Origin of the sequence: Dyella subtropica, from assembly GCF_026283965.1 — a bacterium.
GTDB lineage: Bacteria > Pseudomonadota > Gammaproteobacteria > Xanthomonadales > Rhodanobacteraceae > Dyella_D > Dyella_D subtropica.
On the sequence record NZ_JAPDPD010000003.1, the window covers coordinates 1 to 19,677 of the forward strand.

Annotated in this window: 18 protein-coding genes; 8 read left to right on the top strand and 10 right to left on the bottom strand. The window is 63.4% G+C overall.

Annotated elements, in window-relative coordinates:
• Positions 1-306: 306 nt before the first annotated feature.
• Positions 307-1,518: a tyrosine--tRNA ligase gene (tyrS, locus tag OUZ45_RS03655; RefSeq protein WP_266168570.1), complete on the bottom strand. Its 1,212-nt coding sequence runs from the start codon at positions 1,516-1,518 to the stop codon at positions 307-309.
• Positions 1,519-1,698: 180 nt separating this feature from the next.
• Between tyrS and OUZ45_RS03660 the strand changes: the two genes are divergently transcribed.
• A complete protein-coding gene (locus OUZ45_RS03660) occupies positions 1,699-3,141 on the top strand; it encodes an OapA family protein (RefSeq protein ID WP_266168571.1) in 1,443 nt (480 codons plus the stop codon).
• A gap of 13 nt (positions 3,142-3,154) precedes the next feature.
• Positions 3,155-4,273: an anhydro-N-acetylmuramic acid kinase gene (locus tag OUZ45_RS03665; RefSeq protein WP_266168572.1), complete on the top strand. Its 1,119-nt coding sequence runs from the start codon at positions 3,155-3,157 to the stop codon at positions 4,271-4,273.
• On the opposite strand, the gene OUZ45_RS03670 is transcribed toward OUZ45_RS03665, so the two are convergent.
• From OUZ45_RS03670 to OUZ45_RS03680, 3 genes are all read right to left on the bottom strand, one after another.
• Positions 4,265-4,531: a hypothetical protein gene (locus tag OUZ45_RS03670; protein WP_266168573.1), complete on the bottom strand. Its 267-nt coding sequence runs from the start codon at positions 4,529-4,531 to the stop codon at positions 4,265-4,267. The two genes, OUZ45_RS03665 and OUZ45_RS03670, sit on opposite strands and share 9 nt — an antisense overlap.
• A gap of 185 nt (positions 4,532-4,716) precedes the next feature.
• Positions 4,717-6,030, bottom strand: a complete 1,314-nt coding sequence (locus tag OUZ45_RS03675; RefSeq protein ID WP_266168574.1) for an AmpG family muropeptide MFS transporter — start codon at positions 6,028-6,030, stop codon at positions 4,717-4,719.
• Position 6,031: 1 nt separating this feature from the next.
• Complete coding sequence (locus OUZ45_RS03680) at positions 6,032-6,802, bottom strand: exodeoxyribonuclease III (RefSeq protein WP_266168575.1); 771 nt, start codon at positions 6,800-6,802, stop codon at positions 6,032-6,034.
• Between the two features lie 35 nt (positions 6,803-6,837).
• Here OUZ45_RS03680 and OUZ45_RS03685 point away from each other — a divergent pair, with 35 nt between their 5' ends.
• From OUZ45_RS03685 to OUZ45_RS03695, 3 genes are all read left to right on the top strand, one after another.
• Positions 6,838-7,332, top strand: a complete 495-nt coding sequence (locus OUZ45_RS03685; RefSeq protein ID WP_266168576.1) for a GNAT family N-acetyltransferase — start codon at positions 6,838-6,840, stop codon at positions 7,330-7,332.
• Positions 7,333-7,356: 24 nt separating this feature from the next.
• Positions 7,357-8,004, top strand: coding sequence for an orotate phosphoribosyltransferase (gene pyrE / locus OUZ45_RS03690; protein ID WP_266168577.1), 648 nt, complete (start codon positions 7,357-7,359; stop codon positions 8,002-8,004).
• A 106-nt stretch (positions 8,005-8,110) separates the two neighbouring features.
• Positions 8,111-8,752, top strand: coding sequence for a DUF4124 domain-containing protein (locus OUZ45_RS03695; RefSeq protein ID WP_266168578.1), 642 nt, complete (start codon positions 8,111-8,113; stop codon positions 8,750-8,752).
• A gap of 56 nt (positions 8,753-8,808) precedes the next feature.
• Here the strand turns inward: OUZ45_RS03695 and OUZ45_RS03700 are convergent, their stop codons facing one another.
• The 3 genes from OUZ45_RS03700 to coaBC are packed head-to-tail and all read right to left on the bottom strand — an operon-like array spanning position 8,809 to position 12,829.
• Positions 8,809-11,130 carry a phosphomannomutase/phosphoglucomutase gene (locus OUZ45_RS03700; protein ID WP_266168579.1) on the bottom strand — a complete coding sequence of 774 codons (2,322 nt, stop codon included), beginning with the start codon at positions 11,128-11,130 and terminating at the stop codon, positions 8,809-8,811.
• Between the two features lie 23 nt (positions 11,131-11,153).
• Positions 11,154-11,627, bottom strand: a complete 474-nt coding sequence (gene dut, locus OUZ45_RS03705) for a dUTP diphosphatase (protein ID WP_266168580.1) — start codon at positions 11,625-11,627, stop codon at positions 11,154-11,156.
• Positions 11,624-12,829 carry a bifunctional phosphopantothenoylcysteine decarboxylase/phosphopantothenate--cysteine ligase CoaBC gene (coaBC, locus tag OUZ45_RS03710; RefSeq protein ID WP_266168581.1) on the bottom strand — a complete coding sequence of 402 codons (1,206 nt, stop codon included), beginning with the start codon at positions 12,827-12,829 and terminating at the stop codon, positions 11,624-11,626. The genes dut and coaBC overlap by 4 nt, the downstream gene beginning before the upstream one ends.
• 96 nt (positions 12,830-12,925) lie before the next feature.
• Here coaBC and radC point away from each other — a divergent pair, with 96 nt between their 5' ends.
• From radC to OUZ45_RS03725, 3 genes are all read left to right on the top strand, one after another.
• Positions 12,926-13,597 (top strand): RadC family protein, encoded by a 672-nt coding sequence (gene radC, locus OUZ45_RS03715; RefSeq protein ID WP_266168582.1) that lies wholly within the window; start codon positions 12,926-12,928, stop codon positions 13,595-13,597.
• A gap of 539 nt (positions 13,598-14,136) precedes the next feature.
• A complete protein-coding gene (gene argS, locus OUZ45_RS03720) occupies positions 14,137-15,825 on the top strand; it encodes an arginine--tRNA ligase (RefSeq protein WP_266168583.1) in 1,689 nt (562 codons plus the stop codon).
• Positions 15,826-16,548, top strand: a complete 723-nt coding sequence (locus OUZ45_RS03725) for an SPOR domain-containing protein (RefSeq protein WP_266168584.1) — start codon at positions 15,826-15,828, stop codon at positions 16,546-16,548.
• A gap of 144 nt (positions 16,549-16,692) precedes the next feature.
• Here the strand turns inward: OUZ45_RS03725 and OUZ45_RS03730 are convergent, their stop codons facing one another.
• The 3 genes from OUZ45_RS03730 to OUZ45_RS03740 all read right to left on the bottom strand — a co-directional run bounded on the left by OUZ45_RS03730 (position 16,693) and on the right by OUZ45_RS03740 (position 19,642).
• Positions 16,693-17,553, bottom strand: coding sequence for an NAD(P)-dependent oxidoreductase (locus OUZ45_RS03730; RefSeq protein ID WP_266168585.1), 861 nt, complete (start codon positions 17,551-17,553; stop codon positions 16,693-16,695).
• Positions 17,554-17,718: 165 nt separating this feature from the next.
• Complete coding sequence (locus OUZ45_RS03735) at positions 17,719-18,894, bottom strand: patatin-like phospholipase family protein (protein WP_266168586.1); 1,176 nt, start codon at positions 18,892-18,894, stop codon at positions 17,719-17,721.
• A 4-nt stretch (positions 18,895-18,898) separates the two neighbouring features.
• Positions 18,899-19,642 carry an acetoacetate decarboxylase gene (locus OUZ45_RS03740; protein WP_266168587.1) on the bottom strand — a complete coding sequence of 248 codons (744 nt, stop codon included), beginning with the start codon at positions 19,640-19,642 and terminating at the stop codon, positions 18,899-18,901.
• Between the last annotated feature and the right edge of the window lie 35 nt (positions 19,643-19,677).

The window sequence follows — 19,677 nt, forward strand, 5'->3', positions numbered from 1 at the left end:
GCACACTGTCAAAGATCAATCACTTGCGACTCTTTCTTCAAGTCGCCCCGAAACGTTTCGTCCCGGGTGAGCCGCCCATTCTACATCGTCTTTCCATCTCGTCAACACCTGCAGCGAAGAAATTTTTTGCTGTGGTTGTTGCCGTGCTGTGACGCTGCAGCGGCGGGGAGGCGAATACTAAGGATGGCCCCCATGTTTGGCAAGCGAAATCGTGAAACTTTTTTGAAGTTTTTCGTAAGCGCTTGTTATTCCTCGTAGCGTGGCACGACGCTGCGGGGAGCGACGGCATGCGTCGCCGCCTTTGGCTCACGCAAGCTTCAAAGATACGCGCGCGAAGTTACGCTTGCCCACCTGCAGCACGGCCTCAAAGCCTGCCTCGAACACGCGTTGCGCGTCCTCCACCACTTCAGCGTCGATGCGAACCGCACGCTCTTTGAGCTTGCGGTTCGCTTCCGAGTTACTAGCAGTGAGCCCTGCCGCCGTGAGCAGCGCGGGCAGACGCAGGCCCTCTGCTGGCACAACGATCTCACTAAGCGGAAGCAGGCCGGTATCGCCTTCGCCACGCACGACGGCGTGCCAGCCGGCAATCGCCTGCTCGGCGGCCTCCGCACCGTGGAAGCGCACCGTCAATTCACGCGCCAGTCGCAGTTTGGCGTCGCGCGGATTGAGTGCCCCGCTGTCGATATCACGCTTCATCTGGGCGAGCTCATCGAGCGACACCTCGAAGCTCAGCAGCTCAAACCAACGCCACATCAGCTCATCGCCGATCTTCATGGTCTTGGTGACGATGTCGATCGCCGGCTCGTTGATGCCGATGTAGTTGCCGAGTGACTTGGACATCTTGTTGACGCCGTCCAGCCCCTCCAACAGGGGCATGGTCAACACGATCTGCGGTGGCTGGCCGTGGTGCTCCTGCAGGGCGCGGCCCATCAGCAAATTGAATTTCTGGTCGGTGCCACCGAGTTCGACGTCGCACTTGAGCGCTACGGAGTCGTAGCCCTGAACCAGCGGATAGAGGAACTCATGGATGGCGATGGGCTGCTGCCCGGCATAACGCTTGGCGAAGTCGTCACGCTCAAGCATGCGCGCCACCGTATGCTGTGCGGCGAGCTTGATCATGTCGGCCGCGGTCATCTGGCCGAACCATTCGGAGTTGAAGCGCAGCTCGGTCTTGTCGCGATCAAGCACCTTATAGACCTGCTCGGCGTAGGTCTCGGCATTGGCCAGTACATCCTCGCGCGTGAGCGGCTTACGCGTGATGTTCTTGCCGGTGGGATCACCAATCATGCCGGTGAAATCGCCAATCAGAAAAATCACCTGGTGCCCCAGATCCTGGAACTGGCGCATCTTGTTCAACAGCACCGTGTGGCCGAGGTGGAGATCCGGCGCGGTCGGGTCGAAGCCAGCCTTGATGCGCAGCGGACGCCCACTCTTGAGGCGTTCGACCAAATCCTCTCGCTTGATGATTTCGTCGGCGCCGCGCGCGATAGTGGTCAGCGCCTGCTCAAGCTCGTTCATGCAATCCTCAAATCATTGTTGTCTAGACAGCCAAAGAGTCGACGGCCGTCACGTCGCGGCGTTAATTGTGCGTTAACCGCAAACATCACGCAAACCCTTGATGGAAAAGGCGTTGACGCCATTTACACAGGGCCGTTATGGTACGCGGCATTACATAATTTGTACCGGGGCGCGCTGGGCATGGGTGAGGGAACGCAGATCGCGCGTGCAGCGCGCAAACAAGCTATCCGCCGCAAGGCGCAGCGTCGGCACTCTCACTTTTACGAGCGTTTTTCGCACTGGTCCTTTTGCAATCACAACGATGCCGAGCCGATCCGCTGGCATCGTGAGCGCTGGATGCTCGCCGGCACGGCCCTGCTGATCACCGCGCTTTCTGGCTTCATCATTCCCGCCTGGGCCAGCGCGATGCGTCCCGACCCAGTGCCCACTGCCCACGCGATGCTGCCGCTGGCGCTGCCCAAGGCCCTGCCAGAAACCGCCGTACGTGCGCCGACCGTCGAGGACTGGCATATCGTACAGGTGCAGCCCGGCCAGACGCTCTCCGACATCTTTCAGAGCCAGGGTCTTAGCCTTACCGATCTCCAGCGCGTCATGGACGAAGCCGGCGACGCGAAAGCGCTGCATAACATCCGCCCGGGCCAGGAGTTCGACTTCCTTCTAGGCACCGACGGCAGCTTGCGCGGCATTCGTTTCGACAAGGATGAAGCGAGCCGCGCCATCGTCCGCTTCGACGGCGACAAGCCCACCGTTACCGCGCAGACGCGCGAGGTGGAACGTCGCGAGCACGTATCGCACGGCATCATCGACAGCTCGCTGTTCGCCGCTGGCTCCAAGGCAGGCATGAGCAACGCGATGGTGCTCAAGCTCGCCGAACTCTTCAAATACGACATCGACTTCGTGCAGGACCTGCGCGAAGGCGATAGCTTCACCGTGATCTACGACGACGTGTACCGCGACGGCGCGTATTTGCACGAAGGCGAGATCGTCGCCGCTGAGTTCGTCAACCAGGGCGAGCGCTACACGGCCTACCGCTTCAAGAAAGACGACGGCAGCTACGGCTGGTTTAGTGAGGACGGCCGCCCCATCCAGAAGTCGTTCCTGCGCATCCCGGTGGACTTCACCCGCATCTCCTCACAGTTCAGCGCGGCACGCATGCATCCGATCCTGGGCCGCATGCGCGCGCATCAGGGCGTGGATTACGCCGCCCCCACCGGCACGCCGATTCACGCGGCCGGCGACGGCGTGGTGAAATACAAGGGCTGGATGAACGGCTACGGCAACTTCGTGATCCTCCAGCACAACAGCTCGATCAGCACGGCCTATGGGCACATGTCCAAATTCGCCAACGTCAAGTTGGGGCAGCGCGTCAGCCAGGGCTCGGTGATCGGTTTCGTCGGCATGACCGGCCTCGCCACTGGCCCGCATCTGCACTACGAATTCCGCGTCAACAATGTGCAACGCGACCCACAGAAGGTCACCTTGCCCAAGCCGGAGCCGCTGCCCGGCGCGCAGATGGCGAAGTTCAAGTCGCAGGTGGTCCAGCCGCAGCTGGCTCGCCTCAAAGCGCTGGACGCGAACATCAAGCTGGCCCGCGTCGGCGGCACTTCGCGCAACGACGACTGAGCCGCCGCCTCACGTGAATGAAGCCGCAGCGCTCTATATCGGCCTGATTTCCGGCACCAGCGCCGACGGCATCGACGCCGCGCTGGTGCGCTTCGAGCAGGACCGGCCGCAGTTGCTTGCGGCACTTACCCATCCGTGGCCGGAGACACTGCGCGCGCGCATTCTCGCCGTGGCACAGGACGAAACCCGCCTCGATCTCGATGCCTATGGGCAGCTGGATGTAGCCATCGGCCAATGCTTCGCCGAGGCCACGCAACGGTTGCTGGAGAGCAGTGGCACAGCGGCATCCGCCGTGCGCGCCGTGGGCTCGCACGGTCAGACCTTGCGGCATCGCCCGCAGGGCGACTACCCCTTCACTTTGCAGGTGGGCGACCCCTCGGTCATCGCCGAGCGTTGCGGTATCGACGTGATCGCGGATTTCCGCCGTGCCGATGTCGCCGCCGGCGGCCAGGGTGCACCTCTATTGCCCGCCGTACACGCCATGCTGCTTTCCCTTACAGGGAAAACCCGTGTGGTGCTCAACCTCGGCGGCATCGCGAACATCACCGTACTCGGCGCCGACGGCCGCGTAGTTGGCTTCGATACCGGCCCAGCCAATGGACTGATGGATGCATGGTGCCTGCGCCATCGCGGCGAGGCCTTCGACCACGACGGCGCCTTCGCGCGCAGCGGCGCGGTGGACGATGTGTTGCTGACCGGGCTATTGGCCGATCCCTATTTCGCCCTGCCCCCGCCCAAGAGCACCGGGCGCGAGCACTTCCACCTGGCCTGGCTGGATGCGCATCCACGCGTGGCTACGTTGGCAGCGGCAGACGTGCAGGCGACGCTTCTGGAGTTTTCCGCGCGCAGTGTGGCCGAGGCCATCCTGCGTCATGCTCCGGACGTGGTCGACGTCCTGGCCTGCGGCGGCGGCGTACACAATAGTGTGCTGATGCAGCGACTGACGGAGCTGTTGGCGCCGCGGGCGACGCGCAGCACCGCGGATTTCGGCATCGATCCGGATTACCTCGAAGCCACGGCGTTCGCCTGGCTGGCCCGACAACGCTTGCTCGGCCTGCCCGGCAACTTGCCGGCGGTGACCGGTGCGCGCGGTCCGCGTGTGTTGGGCGGGATCTATCCCGCTTCAGCCTAACGACTCGTCCAGTGACAAGTTGGCCGGCGACAACTGCGTCGGCCTCGTCAATGACAAGGCCTGAATAGCCTCCTGCAAGGCGGCCTTCTCCCTGGCATCCCATTGACCGCTCAGCACGGTCAGCTCGTCCGGATTGAGCATGGTTTCGGCGAAAATGTTGCCCGAAGCCATACCCAGGCCATGCCGTAACGCATGCAGTACCACATCATTGATCGACCACTGCCGGTCTTTGGCCAGTGACTTGATTCGCTCAGCCATGAGGCCGTCGATATGGCGTATGACGATGTCTGGCACAGGCGTTGTGCTCCCTGATCACGCATGGCCCCCTGACGAAGGCATGGTGATCACGGCGCGGCCGGCTGGCAAGTCGGTTGTTCGGCCAAATTCGCGGCATGGTTGGCAATCTCGAAACGCGGCCTCGCAGGGCCCGCCCGAAGCTGGACTTACTCTCCTTCTCTCGCTCGCTCGGTGCCGCGATGAAAGGGCCACAGATACAGGAACAATGCCGTGGCAGGCAGGATCGCCACCACGGTGATGACGAAATAGGCCCCGTACCCAGTGGACATGGCGATGCCGCCAGCGAAGAAGCCCAACAACTTGCCTGGCAGGTTCACCAGGGAACTCAGCAGCGCGTACTGCGTCGCCGTGTGTTGGCGATTCACCAGCGAGGACAGGAAGGCCACTGTCGGCGGCCCGAGAATGCCCAGCGTGAGATTCTCTCCGGAAATCACCAAGGTGAGTACGAGCAAGTTACCCGGATGCCCGATCACCAGCAGGTATAACAGATTGCTCGCTCCACAGAGCACGATGGTCACACCCAACGTACGCCATGCACCCCAACGCGCCACTGCCGCGCCACCGATGAACACGCCGACGATGCCAATCCAGATGCCGTAGATCTTGGTGATGGTGCCGATCTCGGTCTTGGAGAACCCCATGTCGCGGTAGAACGGGCTCATCACGCCGCCGATGGTGGCCTGTTCCGGAATCTTGAACAGCAGGATGAACAGCAGCGTCACACCCGCTATATGCCAGCCGTAGCGACGGAAGAAATCGGCGAAAGGGTCGACCACCGCCTCGCGCATCGCATCACCCCAGCTGCGAGGGACAGCGCGGATCACATCCGGCTCGCGCGAGATCAGGGTGGTGGCCACCGGCAAGCCCATGCCAATCGCCATCGCCACATACACCCAGCTCCAGGGAACGTGATCCGCCATGATCAAGGCCAGCGCGCCGGCCGCGATCAGCGCGATGCGGTAGCCCAGTGAATAAGTCGCGACCAAAGCACCTTGCGCTTCCACCGGCGCGATCTCGATGCGATAAGCGTCCACCGCGATATCCTGGGTGGCACCGAAGAACGCCACCGCGAGCGTCGCCACGACAAACGGCACCAGCTGCGCCGGCGTCAACACCGCCATCGCGAGCAGGCCAGCAGCCACACCCAACTGCGCGAACAACAACCAACCGCGGCGCTGCCCCAGCCGGCGAAACCCGGGAAGCTTCCAATGATCGAGCAATGGCGCCCAGACGAACTTGAACGCGTAAGTCATCCCCGCGCTCGCGATCATCGTGATGTCCTTCAGCTCAATGCCCTTCTCCTTCAGCCAGTAGGCGAGCGTGCCGGCCACCAGCAAGAACGGCAGGCCCGATGAGAAGCCGAGCAGGAACATGGTCCAGGCCGCAGGCTGGGAGAAGGCTTTCCATACCGACAGGTGCGCGGGTTTAGCCACTGCGTCAGCCGGTTTTGTTGCCGACATCTCAGTCGGCATAGTCGACCGTATACGGCGCATGGTCGGAGAAGCGCTCGTCACGGTAGACCGAACAAGCCTTCAGACGGTCGCGCAGCGAAGGTGTTACCACCTGGTAGTCGATGCGCCACCCCACATTGTTCGCTCGGGCCTGCCCGCGGTTAGACCACCACGTGTATTCCACTGCATCGGGCTTGATGACGCGGAAGCTATCTACCCATCCGCGCTGCTGGAACAGCAGGTCAAGCCAGGCGCGCTCATCCGGCAGACAGCCGGAATTCTTCTGATTGGAGCTCCAGTTCTTGATGTCGTTCTTGGTATGAACGATGTTCCAGTCGCCACAAATCACGTAGTCGCGGCCGCTTTCCAGCCATTGCTGGAAGATCGGGGTGATCCATTCCATCACTTTGAACTTGAACTGCTGGCGCTCGTCGCCGGACGAGCCGGACGGCACGTACAGCGACACCACGCTCAAGTTGCCGAAACGCGCCTCGATATAGCGCCCTTCGTTGTCGAACTCGTCCCAGCCCAGCTCCGTCAGCACCTGGTCCGGCTCGCGCTTCGCATAGATCGCTACGCCGCTGTAGCCCTTCTTGCTGGTGGCATCGCGGTAGAAGCAGTGGTGACCATCGGGGCGGAACATGGGGTCGCTGAGCTGATCTTCCTGCGCCTTGGTTTCCTGCAGGCAGACCACGTCGGCCTGTTGCTTGCGTAACCATTCGAACACGCCCTTGTTCGCGGCCGAGCGGATGCCATTGGCGTTGAGGCTGATGATGCGCATGCGAAATCCTTGAGTGATGCGCCATCATAGCAACCATGCCCGAGCCACCCGCCATTCGCGTCGCCCCCGTCACGGCCGAACTCCGCTCTGCCGTACTGGGTCTGCGCGTGCAACCCGAACAGTATGCTTTTGTCAGTCCCATCGATGTCTCACTGGCCGACGCGGAACAGTGCCCCGGCAGCACGCCGATGACGATCCTGTTCGGCGGCACGCCCGTGGGTTATTACCGCATCGAACACAGCGCACGCAGCGTGGCGGACCGCGATTTCGATGTGCCCGCGCTGGGTCTGCGATCGCTCTTTATCGACATGAACTGGCAGGGGCGCGGCTTCGGCACGCCGGCGCTCGCCGCCTTGAACGACGATCTTGCGATGCGCCACGCCGAAGCCCGCCTGCTGGTATTGACCGTGAACTGCCGCAACCTTGCTGCGCGGGCGCTTTATCTGCGAGCCGGCTTCGTGGACAGCGGCGAGCTGTACCATGGCGGGCGTTCCGGGCCACAACATTTGATGTGGTGCCCGCTTCCTTAGCATCCTGACCTTGCGAGACCTGCCGTGCACGACTACCAGCGCGATTTCATCGAACTTACCCTGCAGCGCGAAGTGCTGTGCTTTGGCGAGTTCACGCTCAAATCCGGCCGACAGAGCCCGTACTTCTTCAATATGGGTCGCATCGATTCCGGCGCCGCGCTGGCTCGCCTGGGCCGTGCCTATGCGTCGGCGGTGGCGAACGCCGATCTCGGGGTCGACATGCTGTTCGGCCCCGCCTACAAAGGCATCGCATTGGCGGCGGCTACGGCGATTGCACTAGCCGACCAGCATGACCGCGACCTGCCCTGGGCCTACAACCGCAAGGAAGCCAAGGATCATGGCGAAGGCGGCGTGTTGGTAGGTGCCCCGCTCAAAGGGCACGTGCTGATCGTGGACGATGTGATGACAGCTGGCACCGCGGTGCGCGAATCACTGGCGCTGATCCGCGCCCACGGTGCGACACCGGCCGGCGTGCTGATCGCGCTGGATCGTCAGGAGCGCGGGCAGGGTTCACTGTCGGCAGCGCAGGAAGTCACTGCTGAGTTCGGTATTCCAGTAATCGCCATCACCAGCCTCGCCGACGTGATGGCTTACGCAGGCGAACACCCGGAGCTGGCCGGCGAGCATGCACGCCTGCGGGCTTATCGGGAACGCTACGGCGTGAGTGCATGAATCGCCTACCCGGCCGGTAGGAGAACCGCATCACGGCGGCTGTGATATACCGTCGCCGAAGCGTGCATCTGCGAGGGCTATACTCCCGCCCTCAAGGGGGAAGTCCATGCGTAAAACCAGTCTCATCTTAGTCACCGCCATCATGGCGACGGGTACGCTCACCTGTGCCGCGCAGAGCAGCCAGAACAACAACGGCATGCGCTACAAATGGCACGACAGCCAGGGCCTGCCGCATTACAGCGACAGCCTCAGCACCGATGCCATCAAATATGGCTACGACGTGGTCAACGACCGCGGCCTGGTCATCCAGCACGTCGAGCGGCAGCTCAATCCCGAGGAACGCGCCGCCGCGCACAAACAGGCGGATGAACTGGCGGCACAGCAGCGCGCCGCTCAGGAGCGGGCCCGCAACGATTCTCAGATGTTGTCGGCCTATCCCACCGAGGATGCCTACAAAGCCACGCTGCAGCAGGAGCTGGACAACATCGACCAGCAGATCCACACCACGCAAATCAACCTGCGCAGTCAGGAGAAGGCGTTAACGGATCTGCTGAGCCGCGCCGGTGATCTTGAGCATGCCAAGCAGCCAGTGCCCAAAGTTCTCAGCGACAGCATCGCCAAGCAGCGCAGCATCGTTGCCGGGCAACGCGCCACGCTGGATCGCGAGCAAGCCACACGAGACGTCACCAGTCAGAAGATGGTGCAGCAACTTCAACATTATCGTGAGTTGAAGGCGGCGCAGAAGTAAGGGTTAGTGGTCTGCGAGCCTTGCACCCCGTGCAAGGCTCGCGAAAAACCACTGGCTCAGAACGGCAGCTTCAACCCCGCATCCACTGCCAGAAGCTGCTCGCGGAATACGTGCTGAATGCGCTTGAGCGCAGCGTCGTTGTCTGCATCGAATCGCAGCACCAAAATCGGCGTGGTGTTGGACGGGCGCACCAGGCCCCAGCCATCCGGCCAGTCCGCACGCACGCCATCGATGGTGGTGAGCGCGACATCGCCGAAGGTCGCGCTCTGGCGGAACTTCTCGATGAACTTGTAGTGCTCGCCTTCCTCCATCTCGATCTTCAGCTCGGGCGTGGAGACGCCTTTCGGGCAGGTAGCGAAGATCGCGTCCGGCGTACGTTCCTCCGGATCGCTGGCGAGGATTTCCAGCAAACGAGCGCAGGCATAAATGCCGTCATCGAAGCCGTACCAACGCTCCTTGAAGAAGAAGTGACCGCTCATCTCGCCAGCCAGCTCAGCGCCGGTCTCGCGCATCTTGCTCTTGATTAGTGAATGGCCGGTGCGCCACATCAGCGGGCTGCCGCCAGCGTCGAGGATCTGCCCCTTGAGGTGACCCGTGCACTTCACGTCGTAGATGATGGTGGCACCTGGCTGACGCGACAGCACGTCACGTGCGAACAGCATCAGGGTGCGATCCGGGAAGATGATCTCTCCGGCCTTGGTCACCACGCCAAGGCGGTCGCCATCGCCGTCGAAGGCCACGCCGAGGTCGGCGCCGGTGCTCTTCACCGCGAGGATCAGGTCTTCCAGGTTATGCGGATCGGACGGGTCCGGATGGTGGTTCGGGAAGGTGCCGTCCACATCGCAATACAACGGAATCACTTCGCATCCGATGCCTTCGAGCACCTGCGGCGCCACCGCGCCGGGGATGCCGTTGCCGCAGTCGACCACAATCTTCATGCGGCGCTCGGCCTGCACGTCGGAAGTGATGCGCTCGATGTAATCCGGCACCACGTCGATATGGCGCAAGCTGCCCCTGCCGCCGCGCTCCAGTTCGTTGGAGGCGATGCGGTGATAGAGATCCTGGATGGCACCTTCGGACAGCGTCTCGCCGCCCACCACGATCTTGAAGCCGTTGTAGTCCGGCGGGTTGTGGCTACCGGTCACCGCCACGCCGCTACCGGTGTTGAAGCGGTAAGCGGCGTAGTACACCACCGGGGTCGGCACCGCACCGATGTCGATGACATCGATGCCCGCCTCGCGCAAGCCATCGGACAACGCGCCAGCCAGCTCAGGACCGGACAGGCGACCATCGCGACCCACCACGATCTCGCGCAGGCCCTTCTCGCGCATCACCGTACCGATCGCCTGACCCAGCAGTTGGGCGACATCCTTGGTCAGGCTCTTGCCGACCACGCCGCGCACGTCATACGCGCGGAAGATCGTCGGGTCCACGCTGACCGGAGCGGCGGGCGCCGCCGCGGCCGGCTTGGCGGGACGGGCTGACGCCGGCTTGGCCGGCTCGGGGGTGTTCTCAATCACGTCGGACAAAATCGGTTCCTCAAGTTCGGTCTTGCGTCGGCCGGGCGAGTGATCGCGCAGCCAGATCAGGTAAGCGCCGCCACCCAGTCCCAGCAATGCTAGCAGTGCGGTGAACGGCCAGAATCGCGGCAAAAGGATAAAGGCATCAGGAAGGCCCGCCACCACGCTCAACGTGCTGCCCACGATGGGCTTGCCCCGCATCTCGCTCATGGCAGAAGCCGCGCCGTGGGCCAACAGCTGCATGCTGTGGTCATTGCCCTGATGAAGCTCCAGTCTGCCCCCTGCAGGCGGAATAGCGTCGAAACGCTGTTGAACCAGTGCAAACGGCAGCTCGAACCAGACCCAGGCCAGGGGGCGCTGCGGCTGTCCAATGGGCAATGCCAGGGTCAGTCGCCGCTCGCCGCTCATCATTCGCACGGTCTGGAACAACGTGATGCCATCCACCGTCTGCGAGGTCATCAGCTGGGCGGCCTTCGCGTAGCCGAACTCGCGGTAGTTGGCATGCAGCACTTCATCGAGGTTGCCGCTGAAGAATTCCAACGCCAGCACCTGGGGCAACTGGCCGCGGAGCGCTGTGGCAGCGGCGGCGGGGTCGGTCTGCCATGCATCTGGAGGCATGGCGGCCACCGCTTGTTCCAGTGCAGCCCGCTGTTGCGCCATATCGCTGCCTAGCGCCTGCACCGCTTGATCCTGTGCCTGACGCACGCGCTCGATCGCGCTGCTTTCGTCGGCGATTTGCCAGGTCTGCCAAGCGCAAAACAGACCCAGCACCATCAACAGCGTGCCCGCAGCAAATGGCAGCAGACGCTGCCATTCGATCTGCCGGCCGCGCGGCCCCCTCGCGATGTCTATCGCCATGCCTGTCCCCTCCAACAGGTCGTTCAGTTGACGCCGGTCGATCCGAAGCCACCTTCGCCCCGATGCGAAGGCGCAAATTCCGTCACTACGTTCAAGCGCGCCTGCGCCACCGGCACCAGCAGCAGCTGGGCGATGCGATCGCCCACCGCGATGGTGTACGGCTGCGTGCCGCGGTTCCAGCAGGAAATCATCAACGGCCCCTGGTAATCGGCGTCGATCACGCCCACCAAGTTGCCCATCACCAAGCCGTGCTTATGGCCCAGACCGGAGCGCGGCACGATCAGCGCGCACCAGCCCGGGTCGCCGATGTGGATGGCGATGCCGCTGGGAACCAGCGCGCTTTCCCCCGGCGCCAAGGTCAGCGGCTCATCGACGGCGGCGCGCAGATCCATACCGGCGCTGCCAAGCGTGGCCGTTTGCGGCAACGGGATGCTGTCGCCCAGGCGAGGATCGAGGATCTTCAGTTCGACGTCGACCGCCGACGATCGGCCCGTCACTGGCGCACCGCTTTGTAGCGCTGTGCGACCTGGGCGACCAATTGATGCGCCAGCACCGTCTTGCTGGCGCGCGGCAGCTCCACCGAGCCGCCGGCCCAGTACAGGTGCAATGCATTGTCGGCAGCCTCGAAGCCGAGGCCGTCTCCCACTTGGTTGGCGGCGATCATGTCCAATCCTTTGCGCTGAAGTTTGTCCTGCGCATATGACGCCACATCATGCGTTTCCGCGGCGAATCCGACCAGGAAGGGGTGCACGGTTTGCGCAGACAGACTGGTCAGGATGTCCGGATTCTCGGCCAGCTCCAAAATCAGCCCGGCTCCGTCGTGCTTCTTGAGCTTGTGGCTGGCGACCACCGAAGGGCGATAGTCGCCCACGGCCGCCGCGCCCACATAAATATCCGCCTTCGCGGCGGCCGCCAACACAGCCGCATGCATGTCCGCCGCGGTGCGCACGTCGACGCGGCGCACTACGCCAGGCGGCGTGGCCAGGCCCACGGGACCTGCCACGAGGGTCACCTCCGCACCGGCCTGCGCGGCGGCTTCAGCCACCGCGAAGCCCATGCGGCCGGAACTGCGATTGCCGATGAAGCGCACCGGGTCGATGTCCTCATAGGTCGGCCCCGCGCTCACTACCACTTTCAGCCCATGCAGGACTGCGCTGCCGAAGGACGCCACCAATGCCTCGCGCAGCTCCAGCGGTTCGAGCATGCGACCGGAGCCGATGTCGCCACAGGCCTGATCGCCCGAGGCCGGCCCGAGCAGATGCACGCCGCGGCGGCGCAAGATATCGACGTTCTCCTGCACGGCAGGATGCGCCCACATCTGCTGGTTCATCGCTGGCGCGACATACAGCGGCGCAGGGCTGGCCAGGCACAAGGTGGTCAGCAGGTCATTGGCAAAACCATGCGCGAGGCGGGCCATCAGATCGGCGCTGGCGGGCGCGATGATGATCCGCTCGGCCCAGCGCGCCAGCTCGATATGACCCATCGCCATCTCGGCCTGTTCGTCCCATAGGCTCACCCGCACGCTCTCACCAGACAGCGCCTGGAACGTCGTGGGGCTGACGAAATGGGTGGCGCCTTCGGTCATCACGACGCGCACTTCGGCGCCGAGGTCGCGCAGGCGGCGAACCAGTTCGCAGGACTTGTAGGCGGCGATGCCGCCCGACACGCCGAGCAGGATGCGACGGTGGGCAAGTTGCATGTAAGACGGGCCTGACAAACGGGCAGACGTCTAGCTTACCGGATTCACCTGTCTCCACCGCTGCCCCTGCGCGCGGCGATCCGACAATCTGCGCGGATGAGTATTCGTGACTGGCCGGAGGGCGAACGCCCCCGCGAAAAACTGCTGCGCCGCGGTACCCGCGGGCTCTCCGATGCCGAGCTGATCGCCGTGCTGCTGGGCAGTGGCGTCCGCGGGAAGGACGCCATCACTCTGGCGCGGGAACTGATCATGGCCGCTGGCGGCCTGCATGCCCTGCTGGCCGATCCCGACAACACCACACGCCACCCTGGCATCGGCCCCGCCAAACGGGCCCGCCTGATTGCCTCGCTGGAACTGGCGCGCCGCTCGTTGGGCGAGCAACTGACGGCGGGTACCAGTCTGCGCAATCCCCGCGACAGCGGCGACTACCTTCGCGCCCAGCTGCGCCACCTGCCCTACGAAGTGTTTGCCTGCCTGTACCTGGACAACCGCCACCGTGTGCTGGCCTTCGAAGAGCTGTTCCGTGGCACCGTGGACGGCGCCAGCGTGCATCCGCGCGAGGTGGTTCGCGCCTGCCTGAAGCACAACGCCTGCGCGGTGATTCTCGCCCACAACCACCCGTCCGGGGTGGCCGAACCCAGCAACGCAGACCGCGCCATCACCCACGCCCTGCGCGATGCCCTGCAGTTGGTGGATGTACGCGTACTCGATCATCTGGTGATCGGCGCGGAGGAGCCGGTGTCGATGGCTGCGCTGGGAATGCTTTGAGCGCCCCCAAAAAAACAACGGCGCGGTAGGGACCGCGCCGTTAGGCCGTTTTCTTGGGGAGAGTGAGAGTGACGGCGTCTCGTATACCTCTTCAGCGGGGAGGGTGCTTGGAGGTACGGGAGACATTTTCGCAGTGCCGCATGACAGGCGCGTGACGACTCGACAACGCCAACCCCGATTCCGGACGGCCCAACTTATGCACACAGGCACAAGAATGGCCCTTGCCAGCCACCTTCTGTCAACACCATCAAATTGTTCATTTAACATATTGATTTAATTCATGTATTTTCATGACATTTCCATTTCCGCTCGGAAAATCGCGCCGGCCTCGCGCGGCGTCATTGCTTTCTTCACAGACTTATCCACAGGCCCCACGCTCGCGACGCAGCATGCCTGTGCCATTGACGTATCCACGTGTCAGAGGCTTTTCCCGGTCTCCGCCTGGCCCGTGCGGAGACCTGGAACAGGCGCTTCGTACTCGGAGACCGGGAACCGGCTCTGATAGGATTGCCGGTTCCATCGAAGCCTGACCCTGCCCCGTGAAATCATCGCTGCGCGAACTGCTGCTGCAGGCCATCCGGTCCCTGCAGAACGACTCCACCCTGGCCGCCGACCTCGAAGTGCCGAACTTCGTCATCGAGCGTACGCGCAACCGCGAACACGGTGATTTCGCCAGCAACGCCGCCATGCTGCTGGCCAAGCCGGCACGCGCCAAGCCGCGCGAGCTGGCCGAAAAGTTGGTCGCTGCCCTGCCCACTAATGAACTGGTGGCCAAGGTGGAGATCGCCGGCCCGGGCTTCATCAATTTCTCCCTGGCTCCCGGCGCCTATCACGCCGAAGTGCGCCGCATCATGGCCGAGGGCGACGTCTACGGCCGCAATGCCCATGGCGGCGGCAAGACCGCAGGTGTGGAGTTTGTCTCGGCCAATCCAACCGGCCCGCTGCACGTCGGCCACGGCCGCGCGGCGGCCATCGGCGATTGCCTGAGCCGCCTGCTCGACGCCAACGGCTGGAACGTGAAGCGTGAGTTCTATTACAACGACGCAGGCGTGCAGATCCACAATCTGGCCATTTCCACCCAGGCGCGTGCGCGCGGCATCACCCCTGATGACGCTGGCTGGCCGGAGGATGGCTACAGGGGTGACTACATTGCCGAAGTGGCAAGAGCATATATGGCTGGTGAGTCAGTCGTGGCTGATGGCCACACCGTCATCGGTGCTAGGAACGTCGACGACCTTGACGCCATACGCCAATTCGCCGTGGCAAGCCTACGCCATGAGCAGGATCTGGATCTAAAGGCCTTCGGGGTCGGCTTCGACATCTACTTTCTGGAATCATCGCTGTACACCAACGGCAAAGTGGAAGAGACCGTGCGCGAGCTGGTCGCCCATGGCCACACCTACGAGGAAGGCGGCGCACTGTGGCTGCGATCCACCGATTTCGGTGACGACAAGGACCGCGTGATGCGCAAGTCCGATGGCACCTATACCTACTTCCTGCCCGACGTGGCTTACCACCGCAGCAAGTGGCAGCGTGGCTACGAGCGCGCCATCACCGAGCTGGGTTCCGACCACCATGGCAGCCTGGCCCGCGTGAAGGCCGGCTTACAAGCACTGGACTGCGGTATCCCCAAGGGCTATCCGGAATATGTGTTGCATCAGATGGTGACCGTGATGCGCGGTGGCCAAGAGGTGAAACTTGGAAAACGCGCTGGTGGTTACCTCACACTCCGGGACCTGATCGACGAGGTAGGCAAGGACGCGACGCGTTACTTCCTGATCTCGCGCAAGGCCGATTCGCAGTTGGTATTCGACATCGACCTGGCCCGTTCGCAGAGCAACGACAACCCGGTGTACTACATCCAGTACGCCCATGCCCGCGTCTGCAGCGTGCTGCGTCAGGCCGGCGAGAAAGGGTTCACCTTCGATCTGCAGAATGGGCTGGCGCAGCTTGCACGGCTGGACAACGAACACGAGCAGATCCTGCTCACTGAGCTGTCCAAGTATCCCGAGCAGGTCGAGGCCGCCGCGGCGAACCTCGAACCGCATGTGATCGCCAACTGGCTGCGCGAACTGGCGAACGCCTTCCACACGTACTACAACTCGTATCAGTTCCTGGTGGAAGACAAAGACCTGCGCGACGCGCGCCTCGCACTCGTGGTGGCGACGCGGCAGGTGCTCAGGAACGGGCTTGATTTGCTGGGCCTCAGCGCCCCGGAGAGCATGTAAATGGCACCACGCAAGGGCAAAGGCCGTCAGGCCGTGCGCAACAACAGTGGCGGTTTCCCAGCCTGGGGTTGGGCCATTGTCGGCATCCTGGTGGGTGCCGTGCTGATGTTCGCCATGCGCGGCCGCTTGCCGATGGGCGCCCGCCCCACCGATGGCCCGCAGCCGAACGCGCAAGCCACCGCACAGCACGGCAGCGACGCCGGTGCGGTCGAGCCGACTGCCAGCGAGTCCGCGCCTGCGCCGAAGAAGCCGCAGTTCGACTTCTATTCGGTGCTGTCGGAGAAGGAAGTGCGCATCCCGGATGCGGAGATCAGCGCGCAGGCCCGGGCCGAGCAACAGAAGCAGCAGCAAGCCGCGCAGCAACAGGCACAGGCTCAACAGGCCCAACAACAGGCCGCTGCCCAGCGCGCGCAGGCCAGTGCGCCTGCCGCAGTGACGGAAAACATCACGGCCGCCCCGGCTGCCGCTGCTCCACAGCCCGCCGCCGGCAGCGGCTATCTGTTGCAGGTCGGCGCGTTCCCGAGCGCCGCCGATGCGGAAAGCCTGAAGGCCAAGCTCGCCTTGCAAGGTTTCGTCGCCAACGTGGCTTCGGTCAACGTCAACGGCCAGAGCTATAACCGCGTGCGCCTGGGCCCGTTCAAGTCCGCCACCGAACTGGAATCGACCAAGCAGCGCCTCAGCTCCGCCGGCATCAATGCGATTGCGCTGAAAGAAGGCAAATAAGCCTTCCTGCTGGCCGACGAACAGGAGATATGACAAGGGCGCCGATGGCGCCCTTGTCATTTGGATCACGTGGACGATTTGCCCATCTTCGATTTGATCAGGCCGATGATGATATCGGGATGGCGCCGCCCATACCGCCGGCGCTCAGCTCTTCCGCTTCAGCCGGATCAGAGCCGAGATGTCGTCATCGCCATAACCCTGGCTCATCAACTCGGCGTAGTCGGCCAGCGACTTCTCGATCACGGTGCGGCCAGTGCCGGCATCCTCGGCGATGCCGCGCACGATGCCCAGATCCTTGTGCAGCAACGCTAGCTTGAAGCCGACGCTGAACTCGTTGCGCATCATGGTGGCGCCGCGCTTCTCCAGGAACCAGCTGCCGGCCGCGCCAGCACCGAGTGTCGGCAACAAACGTTCGGGATCCAGACCGAGGGCTTCGCCAAGAGCGAGACCCTCGCACACTGCCTGCGCGATACCAGCGACCAAGACCTGATTCACCGCCTTCGTCGCCTGGCCGGCGCCGACATCACCCAAGTGCGTCACGCGCAACGCGTAAGCCTCCAGCACCGGCCGAGCCTTTTCCAGCACCTGCGCATCGCCGCCCACCATCACGGACAGCTTGCCGTTCTTCGCACCCTCCACGCCGCCTGACACCGGTGCGTCCAGGAAGGACACGCCGATCGCGGCGAGTCGTGCCGCTGCCTGCTTCGCCGTCACGGGCGATACGGTGGAGTGATCCACCACGATGGCCCCCGGCTTGAGATGCGGCGCCAGCGCGTCGATCGTGCCGAGCACATCGGCGTCGGCTGTGACACACAGCGCGATCACATCGCACTGCGCGGCTAGCTCAGCCAACGAAGGCGCCAGCACACCAAGCTCACGCGCCAGCGCGTCGGCCTTGGACTGCGTGCGATTGGCCACAGCGTGCAACAGGCCTTTGGACTTCAGATGCCCAGCCATCGGCGCCCCCATGGCACCAAGTCCGATAAATGCTGCTTTGAGGGTCATTGCGTTTCCTTGGGGATGCTGCGAAAGCGTCGCGGCGTAGACGCGCGATATGGACGTCCATAGTAACGAGATTGAGCGATAGAAACGGTGTCGCGAGCACCCGCCCCTCACCCCAACCCTCTCCCCCGTACACAAATCTGTGAACGAGGGAGAGGGAGTACGGCGTCAAGCTCGGTGCAAGTCGTGCGTAACGAAAGGATGCTCGCCAGTCGGCGCATCCAGCCAATGCGGATGCGTCAACGTGTGGTGCATATCGCTCAAGCCGCTTTGCCAATGCGTCTGCATACTGCTCGCACTGAACTCGTAATCCTTGTAATGACCTTCATACGGCTTGTCGCGATAGATCAAGTGGATCAGGTTGGTCAGTGCGCCAGACGCCCGGGCTTCCGCACGGCGATAAGCTGGATCGTTGCGCCGCTCCGGCGGCACCAACGCCATCAGCTCGTGAACCAGGCGCTGGTTCTCCTGCGTCAGACGCATGTACTCGGTGATCAAGCGCGTACGGCTGGAGTACTGAATTTCCTTGGCGCGCTCGGCTACCCCGGAAAGATCACGCGGCAGCTGGCCGGACGCATGCCATAGATCCACCTGGAAAATCAGCGCGTCATGACAAGGCCGCTCCGACAACACTTTGTACAGCGGCGTGTTGGAAACCATGCCGCCATCCCAGTAGAACTCGCCATCGATCTCCACCGCTGGAAACCCGGGCGGCAAGGCACCCGAGGCCATGAAGTGTTCGACGCGCAGCGGCCCCTGCGTATTGTCGAAATAGGCGAAGTTGCCGGTACGCACATTCACCGCGCCTATCGACACGCGCATCGAACGCGCATCGTTGATGCGATCGAAATCCACCAGCCGCTCCAGCGTGCTGCGCAACGGCGCAGTGTCGTACCAGCTGATCGTGGCGGGCGTCGCCGCACGCTGCAGTAACGGCGGTGGAAAGCGGGGATGGAAGAAGCCGGATTGACCTTCGGTCAACGCGCGCCATGCGGCCAGCCCGCTGAAGCCATTCTGCAACGGCAACGGCCAAGCGCTGTTGTCGAAGGCAGGCGTGGCCGGGAAGAATGGCGGGCGGCAGATCGTCTCCCAGAATTCGCGCAGCCGATCCACCCGGTGCCCGATCGGATTGCCGGCGATGATCGCCGCATTGAGGGCGCCGATGGAGATGCCGGCGATCCAACTGGGCCGTAGATCCGCTTCGGCCAGCGCCTGGTACACGCCGGCCTGGTAGGCGCCAAGTGCGCCGCCGCCCTGCAGCACCAGGGCAACGGTGGGGTAGGTTTCGCGGACCGCTTTAGCCGCGGCCTGTGCGTTGGTGCTGCCGTTCTTGCCGTTGCTCATCGGATCAAGCCTCCGCAAGGTAGTCATGTACCACGGTGCCGAGATCGAGCGTGAGGTCGGTGATGAAATGCACCGCGGATTCGATCTTGAGCACCGGCAAGTCGGCCACCGGCGCCAGCGCATGCGGATGCAGCTCCAGCGAGGCCGGGCCCGCCCAGGCCCCTTTCAGCGTGACGTTGGTGGTGAAGTAACGCACCAGTTCGCAAATGCGCGGCGTTCCATCCACATGCGGGATGATCTTAAGCAGGAAGTTCGGTGCGGCCAATGAGGCGAGCACCGCGGCATGGTCCGCATCGCGATGCTTGAAGCCCATGGTGGCCTTGGCCACGCGCACCTTGCCATAGTCGAGCGTGCCGACCAGGGTATCGATCTCAGTCTCCAGCACCGGGCTGGCGAGTTTTTTCGGAAAGCCCCACAGCTCGCGTCCACCGGCGATCGGCGGGTGATCGTTGAGGTACATCGAATGCACATAGCCGCCGTGCTCGCCGCGGAAGCTGACGGGAATCACCTGCCCCGATTCGGTGTAGTCGCCGAACCCGGTGGAATCGGGCATGCGTATGAATTCGTACTTCACCAGCGGCTCGGTAACTTCCAGTGGCTCGGGCACCACTGCCCGCAGCGCATCGAGGTCGGTGCGATAGGTGATGACCAGGAACTCGCGGTTGACGAAGCGATACGGCCCGCGCGGAAACGCCGGGCTGGTCAGTGGCATGGCAAACGCGTTGGTTTTGATGTCGGCAATCTTCATCGGGCAGTCCTTGTGGCAGTTCGGTCCGGCGCGCG